Origin of the sequence: Virgibacillus indicus (assembly GCF_002266285.1) — a bacterium.
GTDB lineage: Bacteria > Bacillota > Bacilli > Bacillales > Amphibacillaceae > Virgibacillus_K > Virgibacillus_K indicus.
Genome location: NZ_NPMS01000005.1, coordinates 212,609 through 231,741 on the forward strand (window position 1 = coordinate 212,609; position 19,133 = coordinate 231,741).

Annotated in this window: 14 protein-coding genes; 7 read left to right on the forward strand and 7 right to left on the reverse strand. The window is 40.9% G+C overall.

The window, feature by feature from the left end; translation table 11 throughout:
- Positions 1 to 83: 83 nt before the first annotated feature.
- Positions 84 to 1,298 (reverse strand): acyltransferase, encoded by a 1,215-nt coding sequence (locus CIL03_RS12125; protein ID WP_094886125.1) that lies wholly within the window; start codon positions 1,296 to 1,298, stop codon positions 84 to 86.
- Positions 1,299 to 1,402: 104 nt separating this feature from the next.
- Here CIL03_RS12125 and CIL03_RS12130 point away from each other — a divergent pair, with 104 nt between their 5' ends.
- The gene (locus CIL03_RS12130) at positions 1,403 to 2,449 is read left to right on the forward strand and encodes a dipeptidase (protein ID WP_094886126.1); all 1,047 of its coding nucleotides are present in this window, start codon (positions 1,403 to 1,405) and stop codon (positions 2,447 to 2,449) included.
- 224 nt (positions 2,450 to 2,673) lie between these two features.
- On the opposite strand, the gene CIL03_RS20260 is transcribed toward CIL03_RS12130, so the two are convergent.
- Positions 2,674 to 6,438 (reverse strand): S8 family serine peptidase, encoded by a 3,765-nt coding sequence (locus CIL03_RS20260; protein WP_094886127.1) that lies wholly within the window; start codon positions 6,436 to 6,438, stop codon positions 2,674 to 2,676.
- A 789-nt stretch (positions 6,439 to 7,227) separates the two neighbouring features.
- Between CIL03_RS20260 and CIL03_RS12140 the strand changes: the two genes are divergently transcribed.
- Complete coding sequence (locus CIL03_RS12140; protein WP_094886128.1) at positions 7,228 to 7,635, forward strand: hypothetical protein; 408 nt, start codon at positions 7,228 to 7,230, stop codon at positions 7,633 to 7,635.
- Positions 7,636 to 7,918: 283 nt separating this feature from the next.
- Here CIL03_RS12140 and CIL03_RS12145 read toward each other — a convergent pair whose 3' ends face one another.
- The 3 genes from CIL03_RS12145 to CIL03_RS12155 are packed head-to-tail and all read right to left on the reverse strand — an operon-like array spanning position 7,919 to position 10,383.
- Positions 7,919 to 8,581, reverse strand: a complete 663-nt coding sequence (locus CIL03_RS12145; RefSeq protein ID WP_094886129.1) for a TetR/AcrR family transcriptional regulator — start codon at positions 8,579 to 8,581, stop codon at positions 7,919 to 7,921.
- Between the two features lie 50 nt (positions 8,582 to 8,631).
- Positions 8,632 to 9,648: an ABC transporter permease gene (locus CIL03_RS12150; protein WP_094886130.1), complete on the reverse strand. Its 1,017-nt coding sequence runs from the start codon at positions 9,646 to 9,648 to the stop codon at positions 8,632 to 8,634.
- Positions 9,649 to 10,383, reverse strand: a complete 735-nt coding sequence (locus CIL03_RS12155) for an ABC transporter ATP-binding protein (protein WP_094886131.1) — start codon at positions 10,381 to 10,383, stop codon at positions 9,649 to 9,651.
- Between the two features lie 725 nt (positions 10,384 to 11,108).
- On the opposite strand from CIL03_RS12155, the gene CIL03_RS12160 reads away from it, so the two are divergent.
- The 5 genes from CIL03_RS12160 to CIL03_RS12180 all read left to right on the forward strand — a co-directional run bounded on the left by CIL03_RS12160 (position 11,109) and on the right by CIL03_RS12180 (position 15,372).
- Complete coding sequence (locus tag CIL03_RS12160; protein WP_094886132.1) at positions 11,109 to 11,537, forward strand: DUF2935 domain-containing protein; 429 nt, start codon at positions 11,109 to 11,111, stop codon at positions 11,535 to 11,537.
- A 102-nt stretch (positions 11,538 to 11,639) separates the two neighbouring features.
- Positions 11,640 to 12,383, forward strand: coding sequence for a threonine/serine exporter family protein (locus tag CIL03_RS12165; RefSeq protein WP_240508063.1), 744 nt, complete (start codon positions 11,640 to 11,642; stop codon positions 12,381 to 12,383).
- Between the two features lie 21 nt (positions 12,384 to 12,404).
- On the forward strand, positions 12,405 to 12,842 hold the full coding sequence (locus CIL03_RS12170) for a threonine/serine exporter family protein (protein ID WP_094886252.1): 438 nt from the start codon (positions 12,405 to 12,407) through the stop codon (positions 12,840 to 12,842).
- A 403-nt stretch (positions 12,843 to 13,245) separates the two neighbouring features.
- Positions 13,246 to 14,736: a glucose-6-phosphate dehydrogenase gene (zwf, locus tag CIL03_RS12175; protein ID WP_094886133.1), complete on the forward strand. Its 1,491-nt coding sequence runs from the start codon at positions 13,246 to 13,248 to the stop codon at positions 14,734 to 14,736.
- Between the two features lie 12 nt (positions 14,737 to 14,748).
- Entirely contained in the window at positions 14,749 to 15,372 is a 624-nt protein-coding gene (locus tag CIL03_RS12180) for a cyclase family protein (RefSeq protein WP_094886134.1), read from the forward strand.
- A 42-nt stretch (positions 15,373 to 15,414) separates the two neighbouring features.
- On the opposite strand, the gene CIL03_RS12185 is transcribed toward CIL03_RS12180, so the two are convergent.
- Together CIL03_RS12185 and CIL03_RS12195 are read right to left on the reverse strand one after the other, a co-directional pair.
- Positions 15,415 to 15,711, reverse strand: a complete 297-nt coding sequence (locus tag CIL03_RS12185; protein WP_094886135.1) for a hypothetical protein — start codon at positions 15,709 to 15,711, stop codon at positions 15,415 to 15,417.
- Between the two features lie 355 nt (positions 15,712 to 16,066).
- Positions 16,067 to 19,132: an efflux RND transporter permease subunit gene (locus tag CIL03_RS12195; RefSeq protein WP_094886137.1), complete on the reverse strand. Its 3,066-nt coding sequence runs from the start codon at positions 19,130 to 19,132 to the stop codon at positions 16,067 to 16,069.
- Between the last annotated feature and the right edge of the window lies 1 nt (position 19,133).

Genomic DNA, 19,133 nt, shown 5'->3' on the forward strand with positions numbered 1-19,133 from the left:
GTACCCCTCAAATTATATCGAATGATGTTATGTTTTAGCAAATTATATTGGGAACATGAGGAATACCATTAACTCTCGGTGAGTTAATGGTATTCTGATATTGCCGATTGCCTTTCTTTTCTTTTTGATATCTTCTGTTTAATATCCTGAAATGTAAATCCTTTCAGTATTTGAATACCGGCATACATCAGATAGGCTAGAATGAATACAACTGGAGTAAACAGGAGTTTCCAGCCTATCGTTTCTTCTATATATGCCAAATCAAATCTTGTCATCATAATCCCGATGAACTTCATTACAAATACATGTGCAACATATATTCCCACTGCATTTGCGCCTATTTTGGAAATCATCGTATTTTTTCCTAGTTTATTATGCTTGATTATAGTCATAAAAAGAATTATTATCAGTGGGATTGTTGCCAGAAAGTAATTCTGTGCATTACCTTCCCAAAGTTTCATGGTGACGTAACCTTCCAATACCTGAATGCCTGATAATAAAATGATCAGGACGATATAAATATATGTTGATATTCTTTTAGCGGCAGCTTTTACCCTGTTTAGATGGGTTGCCAGCATTCCACCCAGTACAATATAAAAAAGCCCAAAAAACAAAGCATCACGAGTTTCTAAATTAACTTCAAGAATGGTAGAGTAAGATTGTCCGAACAACCCAAATATATTCAGACCAAGACTTATCACTGCCAATAGAGCTAAACTGTCTATTTTAATAAATATAAATAAAATAATTATCGACCAGATCAATGCAAGCAGAAACCATAGATGATACTGAGAGTGTCCTGTACCATAATAAAAAAGCTCCCATGTAAATACATTTTGTATATAGTCTGTGAACATGGTCTGTAACCCTTGAGAAGTCTTGTCTGTTTCAATAATTTTTACAGTAAGATCAAATAAAAAATAGAAAGTAAACCATGCAAGCCACAGTTTCACAAGCTTTAACGTATATTTTTTAAAATAATTTATTTGTTGTTTCGTTTTTTCTGTTGGATACTTCTCGGCAATACTGTTTATTTTCTGTACAAATAAATAACCTGATGCCACAAAAAAGAACGGGACGGCAAACCGTGCAAATGTGTCGATGATAAAATCAGCATCATCTCCATGTATTGCTCCTATTTGCACACCACTTAATGTTCCTGTATGGATGCATACGACAGCGAAAATAGCAAAAGACTTTATAAAATCAATACTGTAATTCCGTTCCATGATGAAATAGTTCCCTTCTGCAGTGATGTATTTTAGCTTATATAGAAATACCTCTTTTTCATTATTCATAAACGCTGCTACACTATTCGAAGATATATTTAAATTTCTGCCTGAAGTGATTGTTCTTTTAGTATGTTAAAATAGAAATCAATTAATTACCTGGGGGTATACGAATGAACTCAGATAAACACAGTCAATTAATAAACGAAATCCACAATGAATCAATCACCATCGACGCCCACTTCGACCTCCTATACGATGTTGCAGCGCAAAGGAAGCTTGGCCGTAAGCAAGTCATCGAAACAGATCATCTCCCGAATTTTATCAAAGGCGGATGGAATGTTATTGTGTCGTCTATTTTCCTGGATGATGCGGATTTGCCAGAGAAGGCTTTACGTGGAGCATTAAATCAGATCAGCTGTCTTTACAGAGAGATTGAAGAGTCTTCAGATAAAATCATGCTTTGTAAAACCGCTGTTGACATCAGTCTTGCTAAAAAAAGCGGAAAAATTGGTATCATGCTTTCATTTGAAGGTGTGGAGCCACTAGGAACGGATATTTCATTATTGTGTGTGTTTTATGAACTGGGAGTTCGGATGATCGGCCTCACATGGAGCAGACGGAATTTGGCAGGTGATGGATGTTCATTTAACTTTTCAGAGCATCAGATGACTGGAGGGTTAAGTGAATTCGGTCTTTCCGTGATTAAAGAAGCGGAGAAACTCGGGATGATTATAGATGTCACCCATATTAATGACGAAGGATTTATGGATATCATCAGTCATTCTCATCAGCCCGTTATTGCATCTCATTCCAATGCAAGAGTGGTCGCCAAAACACCAAGAAACCTAACAGATGAGCAGCTGCGGAAGATTGCCGCTTCAGGTGGAGTTGCTGGGATAAATGCCGTAAGTATTATCGCTTCAGAAACTGAAAAAGGAGCAACCACCGAAAAGCTGGTTGATCATATTGAACATATGGTAAGCGTAGTCGGAGTCAACCATGTCGGGCTTGGCCTTGATTTATGTGATTTGTTTAATAAATACTCATCTTCAGACGGAACAGACCCGCTGTCGAATAAAACATTTGATATATTGGCGGATCATGGGGCATTGGATGAGTTAACCTATGCATTGCTGCACCGGGGGTTCGGGAAGGAAGATGTAGTGAAAATTTATGGAGGGAATATGCTGCGGGTTTATGAGACGGTGCTTGGGTAATTTTAAGGTCGTGCGACAGCTGATTGAACTCGCGCGGCGACTGGAGAGAATCGTGCGATATCATCATTTTATTGGGATAGCGCACGACCTCTAGCCTGGATCGCGCGACTCGCAGCACCCGGGTTGCACAATTTCGGTCGGAGCTCCTCACATCCAGCCGTAGCTCAAACAAAAAAGCCAGCATTCCACAAACAGAATGCTGACCTTAATTTATCTTCCTCTACCTATCCAAAAAATCCCCAGATACCGCCGATAATTGACCAAATTTTATCAAAAATATTCTCTAGTTTATCTTTCCAATGGCCATTTCCGTTTCCATTACCCTTATCACGCTTCTCTATTACTACTTCTTCAACAGTTTCATGTCCGCCGAGATCAACAACCTTGAATTCAAATACATTTTCTCCGTCTTCAAGATCCAGTTCAAGTTCAATTTTTTCATTAAACTTATTTTTGCCGTATGGCTGGGAAAGTTCATTTACATAAACATGATTTCCGTTCACATACAGTTTGATCTCGTCAAAGTTATCTTTGATATCTGCTCTTACTGTAATTGTATCTTCATTTGTTTTCTTTTTAGCTTTCACTTTCAGCTTGGCCTTTTCTGTATCCACAAAATATCTGCGTCCAATTTCCGTTTCATTTCCAGCGTTGTCCACTGCTTTAATATGATGGAAATAGTAGCCGTCTTTTTTGTGTTTTACAGTTAAGGAGAAGTCGTAGCGGTCTTCTTCTTCGTTATAGACAAGTTTCGCTTTTTTGCCATCAACTGTAACTTCTTTTACACCGGACTCATCTGTCACATATCCGGAGAATTCTACTTTTTTATTCGTTTCCACTCCAAGGACTTCAGGTGTAAGCAAGTGAAGATCTGGGACAGTGACATCCGCTTCTTCTTCGATTACTGCCTCTTCTTCCACTTCATTTCCTGCATAGTCACCCACTACAACCGTAACTGTTTGCTCGGCACTTATTTCTTCAGCCAATTGATGCTCTGTTTCGCCGCCAACATATGGCTCTTCCAGAACGGATTCACCATCTACTAAAACATCCCAATAGGCAACGCCGCTTCCCTCAGCAGGATCAGAAGCATCTACTGTAACCAGCTGTTCGTCTAAATCAAGTGTTGCTGCTAATTCAGGTACTGTTGTATCAAGTAATACTGGAACATTTAGTGACTGCCACTCCGCACCTTCAAAGTCAATTACTCCTTCAGCTTGCAGGTAGTATTGTCCTTCTTCAGCTGCTTTGCCATTTATTTTACCATCCCATGCACGTGAGCCATCCAGGGAATACATTGGACCATATCCACTATCATAATAATTCTTCCTTAGATTGGATTCGAGTGCTATTGTTCTTACAACTTCTTTATTTTCATCCAAAACATTGAATTTAGCTTCTTTTGCATTCCTTATCAAGGACAGGATCATTAATGCATCATCCTGAACTCCGTCACCGTTTGGAGAGAATGCGATTTTTTCAGGATCAATTGCGCCTGTTGCAAGATCTTCTCCAAGGAAACCGTAGTTGTCATCGCCAAGACTTGTCACAGCACCTGTCATCCCGTAAAAAGTATCCGCATCCCATGCTGGAGTATCAAAAATTGGTGCACTGTCCCAATCTCCTTTAAAGCCAACATATGGAACTGTCAATTCGGGATTTGTGTCTGTTGGGTCTGTTAATGTAACAAAACCTTCCAGCCAGTATCCATTTGTGTAAATCTCAGCAAGTGACGCATCGACTTCGCTGACATCGATTGTTACATTTACTGTAGCTGTTCCATTTGCAGGTACTTCAATCGTGCTTAATGATTCACCATTTACTAATGCAAGGTCTCCAAGATCAGTTGCACCAAACATATTAGGTGCTGTGACCAGTACGCCGCCACCATCAACAGGTGTATCTGTCTGCACATTCGCCCGGGCTTCATACGTAACAGCTTCATCTGTGAAGTTTTCTGCAGTCAGTTCAAATGATACCTGATTTTCAGTAACTTCTTTCAATGCAACTTTTGCTTCATTTGTTTCTGATTCTGATACAACAACTGGTGTAGATAATGCTGCATGAAGCTGCATCAATCCAGCACCCTGACGTCGTGGTGAAACAAGTGCACCATCAAATTCAACTTGTTTTGATGTATTCATCATCAGGTTTTTTGTAAGGTTTACACGGTCTGCTCCCTCATAGCCAAATTCCTGATCCACTCGTTCAAGTACTAACGCGCCACCACCTGACACATGTGGTGCAGCCATGGAAGTACCACTCATCAGGCCATATTGATTATCATTTAATGTTGACAAAATCTGTCCGCCTGGTGCAGTGATTTCTGGTTTGAAATCAAGGTCTGGTGTTAATCCCCATGACGTGAATGCACTCATTTTTCCAGCTTCCGGGTTATCAATGGTTGCTTCTCCACCTGAAAATTCCACTGTAACTGCTTGTCCATTTTGGATGGCTTGAGAAAGTTTGTCACCATCACTCTTCAACATAAATATTTGCGGAATTACGATGGCCGGATCCGTTGCCATATTAACAATTCCATCCGTATTGTTATAAATTATTACACCTTCAGCCCCAGCAGCCTGTGCGTTTATCGCTTTATCTGTAAAAGCCAGCTCTCCACGCTGAATAAGTGCATATTTCCCTTCAGCATCCTGTCCTTCAAAATCTTCCGGATAACCAAGACCTGCATCAATCAATTCATATGATTTCTGCTCCACATCATTTGGATGGATATTTCCTGCTGACAAGAAAGCTCCTGTATCTGCTTCACCATCAATCAAGTATTCAAGTGCGTCCACCTGCATGAAATCATTTTCATAGGAAGCTACCTGCAATGACTCATAGGAAACCCCTGGTGATCCACTTACACCATAATCCGGATTAGAAGCATATGGATAGAAAAAGCCATCTGCAAATAATGCAGAGTTGCCTGCAGAGATTGACATAAGTACGCCATTATCTACCGCACGTGCTACTGCCTTCTGTTCAGGTGAATCGGAATCAACAAAACCAGCAGTTGAACCCAGACTCATATTTAACACATCAACGCCTAATTTGATCGCGTCATCAATTGCTTTAATATAAATATCGCCATAGGTTGATTGAAATTCCGGATCATTCCCGAAAACTTTTAACGCTAATAACTGCGCTTCCGGAGCAATCCCTAAAATACCGCCATTCTCTTCATCCCCATTTGCGCCTACAGTACCTGCAACGTGCATTCCATGATAGTTTGCTCCTGCATGAATTTCACGGATTTCGTCATTTTCATCCATGTAGTTGTAACCATATGGAACTTTTTCCGTATAGAATTTACCTGGCAGCTCTTCTTCTTCAACCGTTTGATTTACAGACTCCTCCGTAAGTTCAGCAGTTTCACTATCTGTCAGAACCATGTCACGGTGAGATGGATCGATCCCAGTATCTATGATACCAACAACCATGCCTTCTCCTTTAAAGCCATAATCGCGCCATGCTGCCTGAGCTTCTACCAGTTCTTTACTGTATTTCATTTCCGGTTCTGCGATTGGACGTTCATATTCATTCACAATATGTACAGTCTTGACGTCCGGAAGCTCTTCAATTGTTTCAATATCCTTTTGTTTTACCTCAGCACTGAATCCATTAACTACAGTAGTAAATTCCTGCAGATATTTTGCATTAACTTTTTTATCTTTCATTTTAGCTTTTACAGCATTTTGATTTGCCTTTGCTGCTTTTTCAAGCTTATTCTTTTCACTTTTATTCAATTTCTCATATTTAACACCTTGTCTGGTTGCCTTGAGAATCGGTGCTTCATCTTCCATTTCCACGATGACCCTTAATTCCTGTTCCGGGTCAGCCGTATTTTCCAGTTCCTCTTTTTCAGGACTCACTTTTTTCTGTGCATTATCCGGCAGTGATTGTACCCCCATTGCACTGGCAACAGTGAAATTACCAAGCGCCAGCAGCACTGCCAAAAATACAATCGCAATTCTTTTTAACATGAAACTCCCCCTCGATTTAATTAATGATTATCAGTTTGAAAAATTCCTCCTCCCACTGAAAATTCTGAGTCTTAATATTCAGATATGTTAATCATATAAAAAAAATAATAGTGTAACTAGAGTATATAGTCATAGATAGATAGTTTTGTTTTTGATAAAATACTGCATAATTCTATTTAATTTAATGAGTAAATAGTACTTATTTTTGTCGAAATAAGCGTCTGCACAAGGAGTCGTCACAAATAGGGATGAACAAACTAATAGGTATTTGGATGGATTTATAAGCAAAAGAATAACCGGAAAGTTCCTTTATAGCCTTTATAATCGGGGCGGAAGTTAGGAGTAATTGTTTGGGGTTTTGGAAACAGCTCTATAAACCTAGTGAATCTGGTAATTCAGTTAAAATGTCGGATAGATTGGCTTTACGAACTAATAGGAGATGAAGGATTAACTGAAATGTCACATGGAACAGATCTATGTAACAAAACCAGATGAACATTCATTCGAAACGGCACATAGTACAGGTCTATGAACCAAAACTAGATGAACATTCGTTCGAAAGGGCACGTAGACTGGCTTATGGTCCAAAACAATTTGAAATACCGAATGTTAGGTAACATTGATTTTTTTATGCTGTGTTTACAGAGGAAACCATCTACGAAAGAAAACTGTGCTCCATTTCCCTTCACTAATTGCAATGATTTTATTTAATCTATTACAACTCTCCATTGAGCATAACAATCCCCTATGCTACTATTTTAATAGTAATAAAGTAAAGGAGGTTATATCATGCCTGCACAATACATTTTTGCTTTGGCAGCTGTTCTTGCCGTAATTCCTATTTTAGTTATTTTCAAGGTATTTCTGGATAAGCTGAAACGCGACCCAAGTCAGCAAGGAAAGGTTCAGTCTCGATTTATGATTGGGGTTGCCTTAAGTGAGCTCATTCCAATATTATTGGTTATCTGGGGGTTCATTGAACTGACACCAGTTTCCAGCATTGGGGAATTACTCCTGCCTGGACTTATCGTGATATTTTTAATGGTATTCGCTGTTTTCTTTATTTTCCTGCAAAAAAGTGTTGATGTTGAACCAGAGGCGAAAGCAATTGTGAATTCATTTGCCATGATAGGCATTCCGATCACAATGGCCTTTCCGATTATTGCGCTTGTGAGTCTGTTTCTGATGATGCCTTAGGGTGGGAATTGTTTCAGTAGGTTATTTTTGAGTATTTGCGGGGAGTTGAGCGACGAGCAGTGAAAGTTGAGAGACTCTGGTTTAAAGTTGAGAGATAATCGGCAATAGTTGAGAGACTGTAGGCCGAAGTTGAGAGATACCTCCATAAACTTGAGAGAAAGACAGTTATTTTCAATTTATCTCTCAACTAGCAGTAGTTTTCTCTCAACTTACTGCTCGTTTCTCTCAAGTAACAGCAGGTATCTCTCAACTCCTTCCTCAAATCATATTACAAAAAAACTCCCTACACTTTCCCAATCCCTCTCATAATAAACTCAATCGTCCGTTTAATTTCCAAATCATCTTCCCAGTCCAAATCCGGCTGCAGCAGGAAGCGGGTGATTAAAAAGCCTAATACCGTTGGAGCCATCAAGCGGATGAGCGTTTGATTTGGTAGATCTTTTACTTCCCCTTTTCCTTTATAGTAATCCAGCACATTATTAATTGCCGGATAGACCTTTTCAGCAAATACTTTTTTATAGGACGCTTGAATATCCGGATGGAACGCCAATTCCTGCAGTAATATTTTCACAAGCGGCACGTTGGCTTTGGCAAATTCAAACCTGTTTTTTATAAAAGCATATAGAAAGTCTTCAATACTCGTGTAAGATTTCCTGAATACTTCATCCACAAACTTCTCAGCAAAAAGCGGTGCGGAAAAGTCCGTGATTACCGGAGTAATAATCGCTGCAAGCAAATCCTTTTTCGTACGGTAATGGCGAAAAATCGTTCCCTCTGCGACACCTGCCCGCTTAGCAATTTCACTTGTCGATGTATTATAATATCCCTTTTCAGAAATAATCTCGATTGCTGCTTCCAGTATTTTCACTTGTTTTTGGGTCATATTCTCCGATTCACCAAGTGTATCGATCATTTGCCTGTAGATGGATTGATCTTTTTCTGACATTTTTTATCCTCCCTGATGGATTAATCTAGTTTGTCCGCCACATTATTAAATCACAGCTTCCTATGCCGCTTCAATGCAGCAATATTTAGTAAAATAAATACAACCGAAAAGCCAATCAGTATTCCAATATCACCCCATACATCGGAAAGCTGCTGGCCTCGAATCATAACTTCCTTTAAAGCATCTGCCCCGTAGTACAGTGGCATAATTTTTCCAAATGCGTCAAGCCAGGCAATGGATTCCGTATGGAAAATTCCCGCAAAGAAAACCTGTGGAACAATCACGATTGGGATGAACTGAATCATTTGAAATTCATTTTTGGCATATGCGGATAAAAGTGTCCCAAGACTTAATGCTGTAATCGCAAGCAGGATTGCAATTAAAATCACTGCAAGAAATGAACCGGCCATGTAAATATCCAGGACATAAATGGAAAACGCCGCTACTATAATCGATTGAAGAATGATAAAAATCCCAAATCCACTTAAGTATCCTGTGACAATTTCCCAGCGTTTCAGCGGTGTTGCCAATAACCGTTCCAATGTCCCTTGTGTGCGTTCCCGGAGAAATGAAACACCGCCAATGATAAATGTGAAAAAGAATACAAAGAATCCAATAAGTACCGGGCCAACATTATCAAATAATTTTACATCTGTAGAGCCATGAAGAAATTTAATATCAACCTGCAAATTACCAGGATTCATCTGTTTGGATGCTTCATTTAACACCCGCTGTACTGCGGAGGTTGCTGTCGGGTCGCTTCCTTCCATGGTTATGTTCATCTGCTGATTTTTCCAGGCAAATTGGGCATCTATTTCCTGCCGCTTTAAAGCAACTTCAGCTTCTTCCATAGTCATTTTCGAAAAAGAAGCATCTTGTTCTTCCAGCACCTCCTGAATCGAATCAGGAACATCTGTTAACGCAATCACCGGTTCATATTCCTCCATATCAAGCACAAGCCATAGTAATGTCATTACAAATAATGGTGCGATAAACATAAGGGCAGTACTTCGCTTATCACCCAGCATCTGCTGAACAATTCGTTTGATAATCGCATTTACTCTCATTTATCCCACCTCCACTTGCTGGCTCTTTCCAAAATATAAAAATGCACCTTCAATTGTTTCTGTATTACTTTTCTCCTTCAGTTCAGCTGGACTTCCTTTTGCAATCATGTAGCCGTCACGAAGCAAAGCCAGTTCATCACACTTCTCTGCCTCATCCATAACATGTGTTGTGATAATGATGGTCGTTCCCGCTGCCTGAATCTTTTTAAGATCCTTCCAGATGGATGCCCGAAGAACCGGATCAATTCCAACTGTCGGTTCGTCAAGGATAAGCAATGACGGACGATGCAGCAGTGCCACAGCCAGTGACATCCGGCGTTTCATACCTCCTGAGTAATGCTCCAGCGTTTTATTAAGATGATCGTTCAAATTAACGATTTTTGCTGCTTCATTGACACGAGCTGTTCGTTCTTTTTTCGGAATTCCATAGATGCTGGCAAAGAATTCGAGGTTCTGTCTTCCCGTTAATTCACTGTATAATGCATCATTCTGAGCCATATAACCGATTTGCTGCAATTGTTTCAGTGATGGCATTTCAGTGTTATCAATAGAAACGGTTCCTTTCGTCGGGTTCAACAGTCCAATCATGATTTTTACCATTGTCGTTTTGCCTGAGCCCGATGGACCAAGCAGTCCAAAAAGCTGTCCCTGTGGAATTGCTAAATCAACACTTTTCAATACCTGTTCTTTTTCAAACTGATGCTGAATTCCTTCTAGTTTTATAAAATCATTCATGGTAAAACCTCCTTTTGTTTTGGTGGTTTGGGCCAGAGAAGCGCTCTATGTGACCAGCAGCTACTTATTCCTGGTGGTTTGGGCTTAGAGAGGCGGTCTATGTAACCAGCAGCTACTTATTCCTGGTGGTTTTGGGCTCAGAGAGACGCTCTATGTGACCGGTGGCTACTTATTTCTGGTGGTTTGGGCTTAGAGAGGCGCTCTATGTGACCGGTGGCTAATTCTTTTGGTTGTTTGGGCTTAGAGAGGCGGTCTATGTAACCAGCAGCTACTTATTCCTGGTGGTTTTGGGCTCAGAGAGACGCTCTATGTGACCGGCAGCTACTTATTTCTGGTGGTTTGGGCTTAGAGTCGCTCTATGTGACCGGTGGCTAATTCTTTTGGTTGTTTGGGCCAGAGAGGCGTTCTATGTGACCGGTGGCTATTGTTTTCTAGCTGTTGGGCTTAGAGAAGTACCCCCAAATCCTGATAATCCCCGCGAAACATCCGTCCGAAGTTGAAATCAACAGAGCAGTTACCTCGCAGTCTTCTATCGAAATTGCTAATATCTATACATTCGTTGCTAAATCACAGCCTTATCTGTAATCGTTTAATATATGAGTGATTACTCACTTTTATGATAGATTATATTATCATTCATGTAAACAGAAAAGTAAATTCCCGCATCAATCCGTCTTGTCTCACATAAATATTAATGGACAAAACTATATCAGGGAGGCCGGGTTATGCAATTTTATTATGGGAGCCAAATGCCGCTGAGGGTACTGGATGAAGCGGAGTTCTGGAAGGAACAGGAGGCTGAGCACACGGTGGTCATGCGTGAGCTTATGTCTAACCTGGAACAAGAATATGTGGATGCATTAAAGCAATGGGAGGAAGTTCTGAATACGACACATCAGCATGTGCGCCGCTATGTCGAGTCAGTTACGAGGAGCAATAATCAGCTTTCTCCCCAGCTCTACCAGCAGGTGCTTGAGCTCGTATCATTTTGCCTGCAGGAAAGTGTTGCATTCACCCAATTTTGCCGCAAAGTTAAAACTGAGAGTAAAGCTGCAGCAGGCAACCAAACAGCAAAGGTTGTCATCGACCATATCATCGATGAATCCGAGTATTTTATCGGAATTGCGCAGACCATTTTGTATGAACAAAATTAAATTATTCAAAGAGTATTCCTTCATATTAATTGATGGAACACTTTTTGTTTCAATCCCTCGGCTGAAGACTATATAATATGCATTAGAGAGAGGGTGTCTGTTTTGAAGGAATATGTACAAATAGCAAAAGTATGCATGCTGGCCGGGAAGATTATGCTTCAAAGCGGTGCGGAAACATATCGGGTAGAGGATACAATGAATCGGATTGCCATCGCTTATGGTTTAAATAATGTGCAAAGCTATGCGACCCCAACAGGAATTAACTTTTCTACGGATATTGCAGCAGATACCCATTTTATCCGTATTTCGAATCGTTCGAATGATTTACATAAAATAGCAGAGGTTAACAGTGTTTCAAGGAAAGTGACGGCTGGGGAACTTGCATTAAACGAAGCACTCGATATGCTGAATGAGATTGACCATGCCAAATTAACCTTTCCAGGCTGGATGCAAATTATTGCTGCAGCATTTGTAAGTGGAAGCTTTGCCATTATGTTTGGCGGAACCTGGCCGGATTTCATCCCTGCTTTTGTAGCAGGCGGGCTCGGATTTGCTGGGATGCTTGGATTTGAACGTCTTGTTGCAATCCGGTTTATGGCTGAATTTTTTGGAAGTGTAATGATCGGTGTCCTTGCATTTGTGTTTATCAGCAATGGATTTGGAAATGCATTGGATCGAATTATTATCGGTGCAGTCATGCCGCTGGTGCCGGGTTTACATATAACGAATGCCGTTCGCGATCTGATGGCAGGTCATTTGGTTGCTGGTGTTTCCAAGGGTGTTGAAGCAACGCTGACTGCCTTTGCGATTGGTGCGGGGGTTGCGGTAATTTTTGCTTTTGTTTAAGTTGAGGGGAGGAAAATTATGATGATGATCATTACACAGCTTATTACAAGTTTTATCGCTTCTGCTGGTTTCGGAGTTCTTTTTAATGCACCCCGGCAGGCACTGGTGCAATGCGGGCTTGTCGGAATGTCTGGCTGGATTTTATATTATGAGCTTGTTCTATTAGGAATGGACGTCGTTCCAGCAACTATTTTCGGAGCAATGCTTGTCGCTGTTTTGAGTCAAATTTGCGCAAAGGTTTTTAAAAAGCCAATTATTATTTTTAATATCTCTGGGATCATACCACTTGTCCCTGGTGGAATCGCCTATGATGCAATGCGTCATTTTGTAGAAAATGATTATTATACAGCCGTGCAATTATCGGCAAAAGTCATGCTTCTGGCAGGAGGGATTGCAATTGGGCTGATGTTTTCGGAGGTAATGAATCAGGTAATAAAGAAGTTTCCTGCCAGGGGGTGAATTTTGTTGCAATCACTGAAGTTTAACATGGATTACCTCCTAAAGTTGAGAGACAGATGTATTTAGTTGAGAGATAACTTTGCATAGTTGAGAGATAACTTTGCATAGTTGAGAGATAACTGCTTGTGCGGATGTTTTCTCTCAACTTCAGCTGGTCGTCTCTCAACTCTTCGATGCTTTCTCTCAACTTTTTCTCATCGTCTCTCAACTATGCCACCTTTTCTCTCAACCTACTGCAAGACACCTCACCACCAGCTTCAACTCCAAACCCAATCCACGCTCCTCCTGCACCATACACCAGCACCCCATATAATTTATCAAATTCCCCTCCCCATTATTTGATTTTAATTTTCATTCCTTATAAACTAAGATTATTATCTTGTATGAAAGGAGGCGCTGTTTTTTGAATATTCATGACAAACCGAAAGTAGTGATTGTAATCTTCGGGGCAACAGGGGATTTGGCAAAACGGAAATTATTCCCTTCGATTTACCGCCTCTATCAAAATGAAAAGATCAGCAAGGAATTTGCTGTTGTAGGGCTTGCCCGCAGGCCATGGACAAATGATGTTTTTCGGGAGAATGTTAAACACTCCATCGATGATGCACATGCCACCGATGACGACATCGATTCATTCACTTCGCATTTCTACTATCATTCCTTTGATGCAACAAGTGATGCTTCATTTCAGGAATTGAACAGTCTTTTGGGTGATCTTGAGAATACATACCAAACAGAGGGAAACCGTATCTTTTACTTGGCGATGGCGCCTGAATACTTTGGTCCGATTGCAAATAGCCTGAAAAGCTTCGGCCTGAAAAACAGCGCTGGCTGGTCACGTCTTGTGATTGAAAAGCCCTTTGGCCATGATCTAAAATCTGCCAATGAGCTAAATAATGAAATACGGGAAGCCTTTGATGAAGAACAGATCTACAGAATCGATCATTATTTAGGAAAAGAAATGGTGCAGAATATTGAAGTTATCCGATTTGCGAACGGATTATTTGAGCACCTTTGGAATAACCGGTTTATTTCTAATATCCAGGTAACCTCAAGTGAAGTTCTCGGGGTGGAAGACAGGGCCAGGTATTATGATCATTCCGGAGCAACACGTGACATGGTGCAAAATCATATGCTGCAGATGGTGGCATTGCTGGCGATGGAGCCTCCAATCAAATTAACAACTGACGAAATCCGCTCAGAAAAGGTAAAAGTTCTTCGTGCACTGCGACAACTCAATACGGAGGATATTGGTGATTATTTTGTGCGGGGACAATATAGCGATGGAACAATGGATGGGAAGCAGCTTAATGGTTACCAGCAGGAAGCAGACACATTGGCAGGCTCCAATACCGAGACATTCGTGGCCGGCAAAATAATGATTGATAATTATCGCTGGGCCGGGGTTCCATTTTATATTCGGACAGGTAAGCGGATGGCGGTTAAATCGACCAAAATTGTTGTTGAATTTAAGGATATTCCAATGAATTTGTATTACACGGAGGAAAGTAAAAAACATCCAAATCTGCTTGTCATTAATATCCAGCCAGAAGAAGGTATCACGCTCCATTTAAATGCAAAAAAAGCCGGTGCCGGATCGGTTGCCCAGCCAATCCAGCTGGCATATACGAATAAAGAAGTGGATGGAATCAATACACCGGAAGCATACGAAAAATTGCTGCACGATTGTATGCTTGGCGATGCAACAAATTTCACCCATTGGGATGAAGTTGCCTATTCCTGGGCTTTTGTTGACGCTATTTTAAATGCATGGTCAAGCACGAAAGCGTATTTCCCCAATTACCCATCAGGATCAATGGGACCGGAAGCTGCTGACAGGCTTCTTGAAAAAGATGGTTTTCACTGGTGGCCAATTATAAAAAATAATGAATAAGGAGCGATAATCTTGAAAATGTATGATGTTACTGCAGATATTTTTGAAGGAATGCCCGTTTACAAAAATAAACCGGAAAAGCAGCCAATAATAAATACTGTTACAAATGGACATGTTACGGAATCACGCATCGATATAGATTTGCACACTGGAACCCATGTTGATTCACCACTTCATATGATCAATGATGGGGATACGATGGAGACAATCAAACTTGATGATTTAGTTGGAAATGTAAAGCTTTTTGATCTATCCCATGTAGAAGATCGGATTACGAAAAAGGATATTGAAGCATTTTCCATTGAGAAAGATGATTTTATCCTTTTCAAAACAAAAAATTCATTGGAAGAGGCGTTCAATTTTGAATTTATTTTTGTAGCTGAAGATGCCGCCGCACATCTTGCTGAGCTTGGCATAAAAGGTGTTGGTGTTGACGGCCTGGGCATTGAACGAAGCCAGGAAGGACACCCAACCCACCGCACACTTTTTCAAAACAAAATAATCATCATGGAAGGACTTCGTCTTGCCGATGTTACTGAAGGAGAGTACTTCATGGTGGCAGCACCGATAAAGCTTCAGGGAACAGATGCCGCTCCGGCAAGGGTTATGCTGTTTGAAGGAGTATCTTTTACGTAAAAATGCATAATGCCAGCACATTTTTCAATGTGCTGGCATTTTTTATCTGTTTTTATCAGAAATTGCAGCTGTTATAAGTAACACAATTGCTGTTAAGATATGCATAATCATCCCAACAATCGGGATCCATGCAATACATGAGGTGATAATGCCAAGAATACTTCCGGCACTTGCACCTCTGTCATTTTTAGTTAGAACCAGGGTAATGATATGAAGAATCAGCATCACGAGAAGCGGCATCCAACCCTGACTCATAATATATAATCCACCTAAAATGGGGAAGCCGAGCAATCCTTCGAAAATTCCCGTTATCAATTTCATTATGCGTGATAAAGACATCTGCTTACCTCCATATTGAATAAAAAAATCATTTCTAAGACCATTTTCCCTATTAATGGTTTGTTGACACAGACAAGCTGAAAATCTTTCAACTTGGTTGAGCTATGCAGATTATTGAACGGACGTCTGGCCGATAGAACGGATATTCGCTATCTCGGACGGATGTCTCGCTTGTTGAACGGATATTCGCTATCTCGGACGGATATCCAGTAGACCGGATTGAAAGAAAGAATAAATTTGCGTAATTCTCCCTCACCCTTCACTCCCCATTCAAGCTGGGACAAGGGACCTGACCCCATGTCCATATGCTTACTAGCAGAAAAGCTCCCCGCCATACGAGGAGCTTATTCAAAAATTAAGCTTTCTTCCTCTTCTTCCTTCCAACAATTTTCCCAGTCAAATCATCAAACAATGAATAAACTACTGGGATTAATAATAGCGTAAAGATTGTTGATACACCCAGCCCGAATATAATAGTAACTGCTAGCGGCTGCTGCATTTCTGCGCCTTCTCCCAGTGCAAGTCCGAGTGGGATCATTGCAAGGATGGTTGTTAATGTTGTCATCAGAATTGGACGCAGTCTGCTTTGCCCTGCTTCAATAATTGCTTCATATCGATCCATTCCTTTTCGCCGTAAAATATTAATGTAATCAACGAGAACAATTGAATTATTTACGACGATCCCGGCCAGCATGATGATTCCGATAAACCCTGGAATACTCAGCGGAAGGCCGGTTACGAACAATCCTCCCATTACTCCAACGACTGTTGCAGGTAAAGAAAACATTATAATGAACGGGAACAGGAAGTTCTCAAACTGGATTGCCATTACTGCATAGACAAGGAAGATTGAAAATACAAGAGCCAATGCTAAATCTGCAAATGATTCAGCCATATCCTGTGCCTGCCCGCCTATTTCATAGCTATAGCCTTCAGGAAGCTGCATTTCAGCAAGTTTGTTTTCAACATCTGTTACAACACTTGCCAGGTCACGATCCACTACCTGACTGGTAACATTTAATTGCGGCTGCTGATTTTGTCTCTGTAATGCAACAGGTCCGCTCATTTCTTTAAATGCTGCGACTTCTTCCAGTGGAATTACTGCACCTTGAGGTGACTGGATTTTCATATCCTGCAAATCACTTATTGTACTGCGTTCATCCTCTGGATATAGCAGCGTCACATCCATTTCCTGGCCTTCTTCACGATATTGTGTAGCCACCTGGCCAGTGAATTGCAATTGAATTTGCCCTAATATTTGTTCCTGAGATAGTCCATACATTGCTGCCTCATCGTCATCAATTTCGATATTCATTTGTGGTACACCAGTTGACGCTCCCGACTCCGGATTATAAACACCATCAATGGATGAAATTTCATTAACGACCTGACCGGAAAGCACCCGGAGAACCTCATGTTCCGGTCCATTTAATTGAATCTGAATTGGATCACCCATTCCCATGCCTGCATCCATTGAACTTACCGTAATTTCAGCTCCTGGAATTGTCTGGAGATCTTCATCAATATCCTGTACAATTTCGGTTGTTGTTTTATCGCGCTCTGCTGCAGGGACCAGCTGCATTGTGTAGGTGGCCTGGTTTCCCCCGCCACCCATCGCAAATCCGCCACCACCAGCAGTTACATAGCTTGTTTCAATTGCTGATTCATAGGCAGTTAACTTTTCATTTACTTTCTCAACGATTTCTGTTGTATGTTCCAATGAGCTGCCTGCATCTGTTTCCACACGGATTTCCATTTGACCCTGGTCAGCTGACGGAATAAATTCAGCTCCTATTAATGGAATTAATCCCAGACTCGCTGCAATGGCAATGACAGTACCTGCAATCGTTGTTTTACGATGCTTCAATACCCATTTTAACACGCTCTTGTACTTGCGGTTGACCCACCCAAGGAATCGATCAAACCAATAGCGGCGTCCACTGTCTTCCATCGCCTTTGAAAGCAATTTTGATGAAAGCATTGGAACTAATGTTACTGCAACAACAAGTGATGCGATCAGCGAGAATGATACAGCCAACGCAAGTGGTGTAAATAAATCGGATGCAATCCCTTCAACGTATACAATTGGCAAAAATACGACCAATGTTGTTGTTGTTGAGGCAATTACTGCCGGCGCAAGCTCTGACGCCCCTTTTATTGCAGAATCAACCAGACTATGCCCTTTCTGCCTGTAGGAATATATATTTTCCAGAATAACGATGGAACTGTCCACCATCATTCCAAGCCCTAATGCCAAGCCTCCCAATGTTAAGATATTAAGTGTTTCTCCAGTGAAATACATTAAAGCGAATGTGGAGATAATCGCAATCGGAATCGAGAGGCCAATAACGACTGTTGCGCGTACACTCTTTAAAAACAGAAGTAATATAAAGATTGATATTGCTCCACCAATTAAGATATTATCTACAACCGAATCGATCGACATTTGAATAAACTCAGATGTATCAATAACAACTTCCAAATTAACATCTTCCGGCAGATCCCTTTTAATTTCATCCATTCCCTCGATTACATTGGAAGCAACCTCAACCGTATTGCTATCAGTCTTTTTCAAAATAGATAAAACAAGTGACGGTTTTCCATTTACCAATGTCATCGAGGATGATTCTTTGAAAGTATCTTTTACTTCAGCAACATCTTCAACTTGAATAGTTGCACCTGTTTGCGTTTGAACAAGCGTTTGTTTGATATCTTCAACAGATTCAAATTCCCCTGTTACACGTAATTGGAGATCTTTATTTCCTTTTTCAACATTACCGACAGATGCGGACTGATTTGCACTTCGCAGTGACTGCATGATCGTTTGTGCATCCGCTCCGTATTGCTGTAATTTCGCCTGATCCAGAATGAGCTGGATTTCCCGCTCTTTTCCACCTTCAACTGTTACAGAACCTACGCCGCCCTGACGTTCGAAAAATGGAACCACCTGTTCATCTGCAATTTCAGTTAATGCAGGTGCATCTTTTCCAGTTAAGCCAACCCAGATAACCGGCAGCTGATCGGGATTAAATCGCATAATATTCGGATCACCGGCGCGGTCCGGCAAAAATCCTTTTACTTGATCGACACTTTCCCTTACGTCGAGCAATGCCTGATCCAAGTCTGTCCCATTGGCAAACATCATCAGTACAAGTGATGAACCTGATTGGGACTGAGACTGAACGGTTTCTATTCCTTCAACTGTACTTACTGCAGATTCAATTGGTCTGCTGATTAAATTCTCAACTTCCTGTGGTGCTGCGTCCTGATACGATGTTGCAACAACTGCAACCGGCAGCTCAATTTTCGGAAAAAGATCGATTGTTAAGTTGCGGAGTGATACGACCCCAAGTGCAATAATTGCGAGCACAATCATAATGACGCCAACAGGACGTTTTACGGATGTATTTACAAGCTTCAAA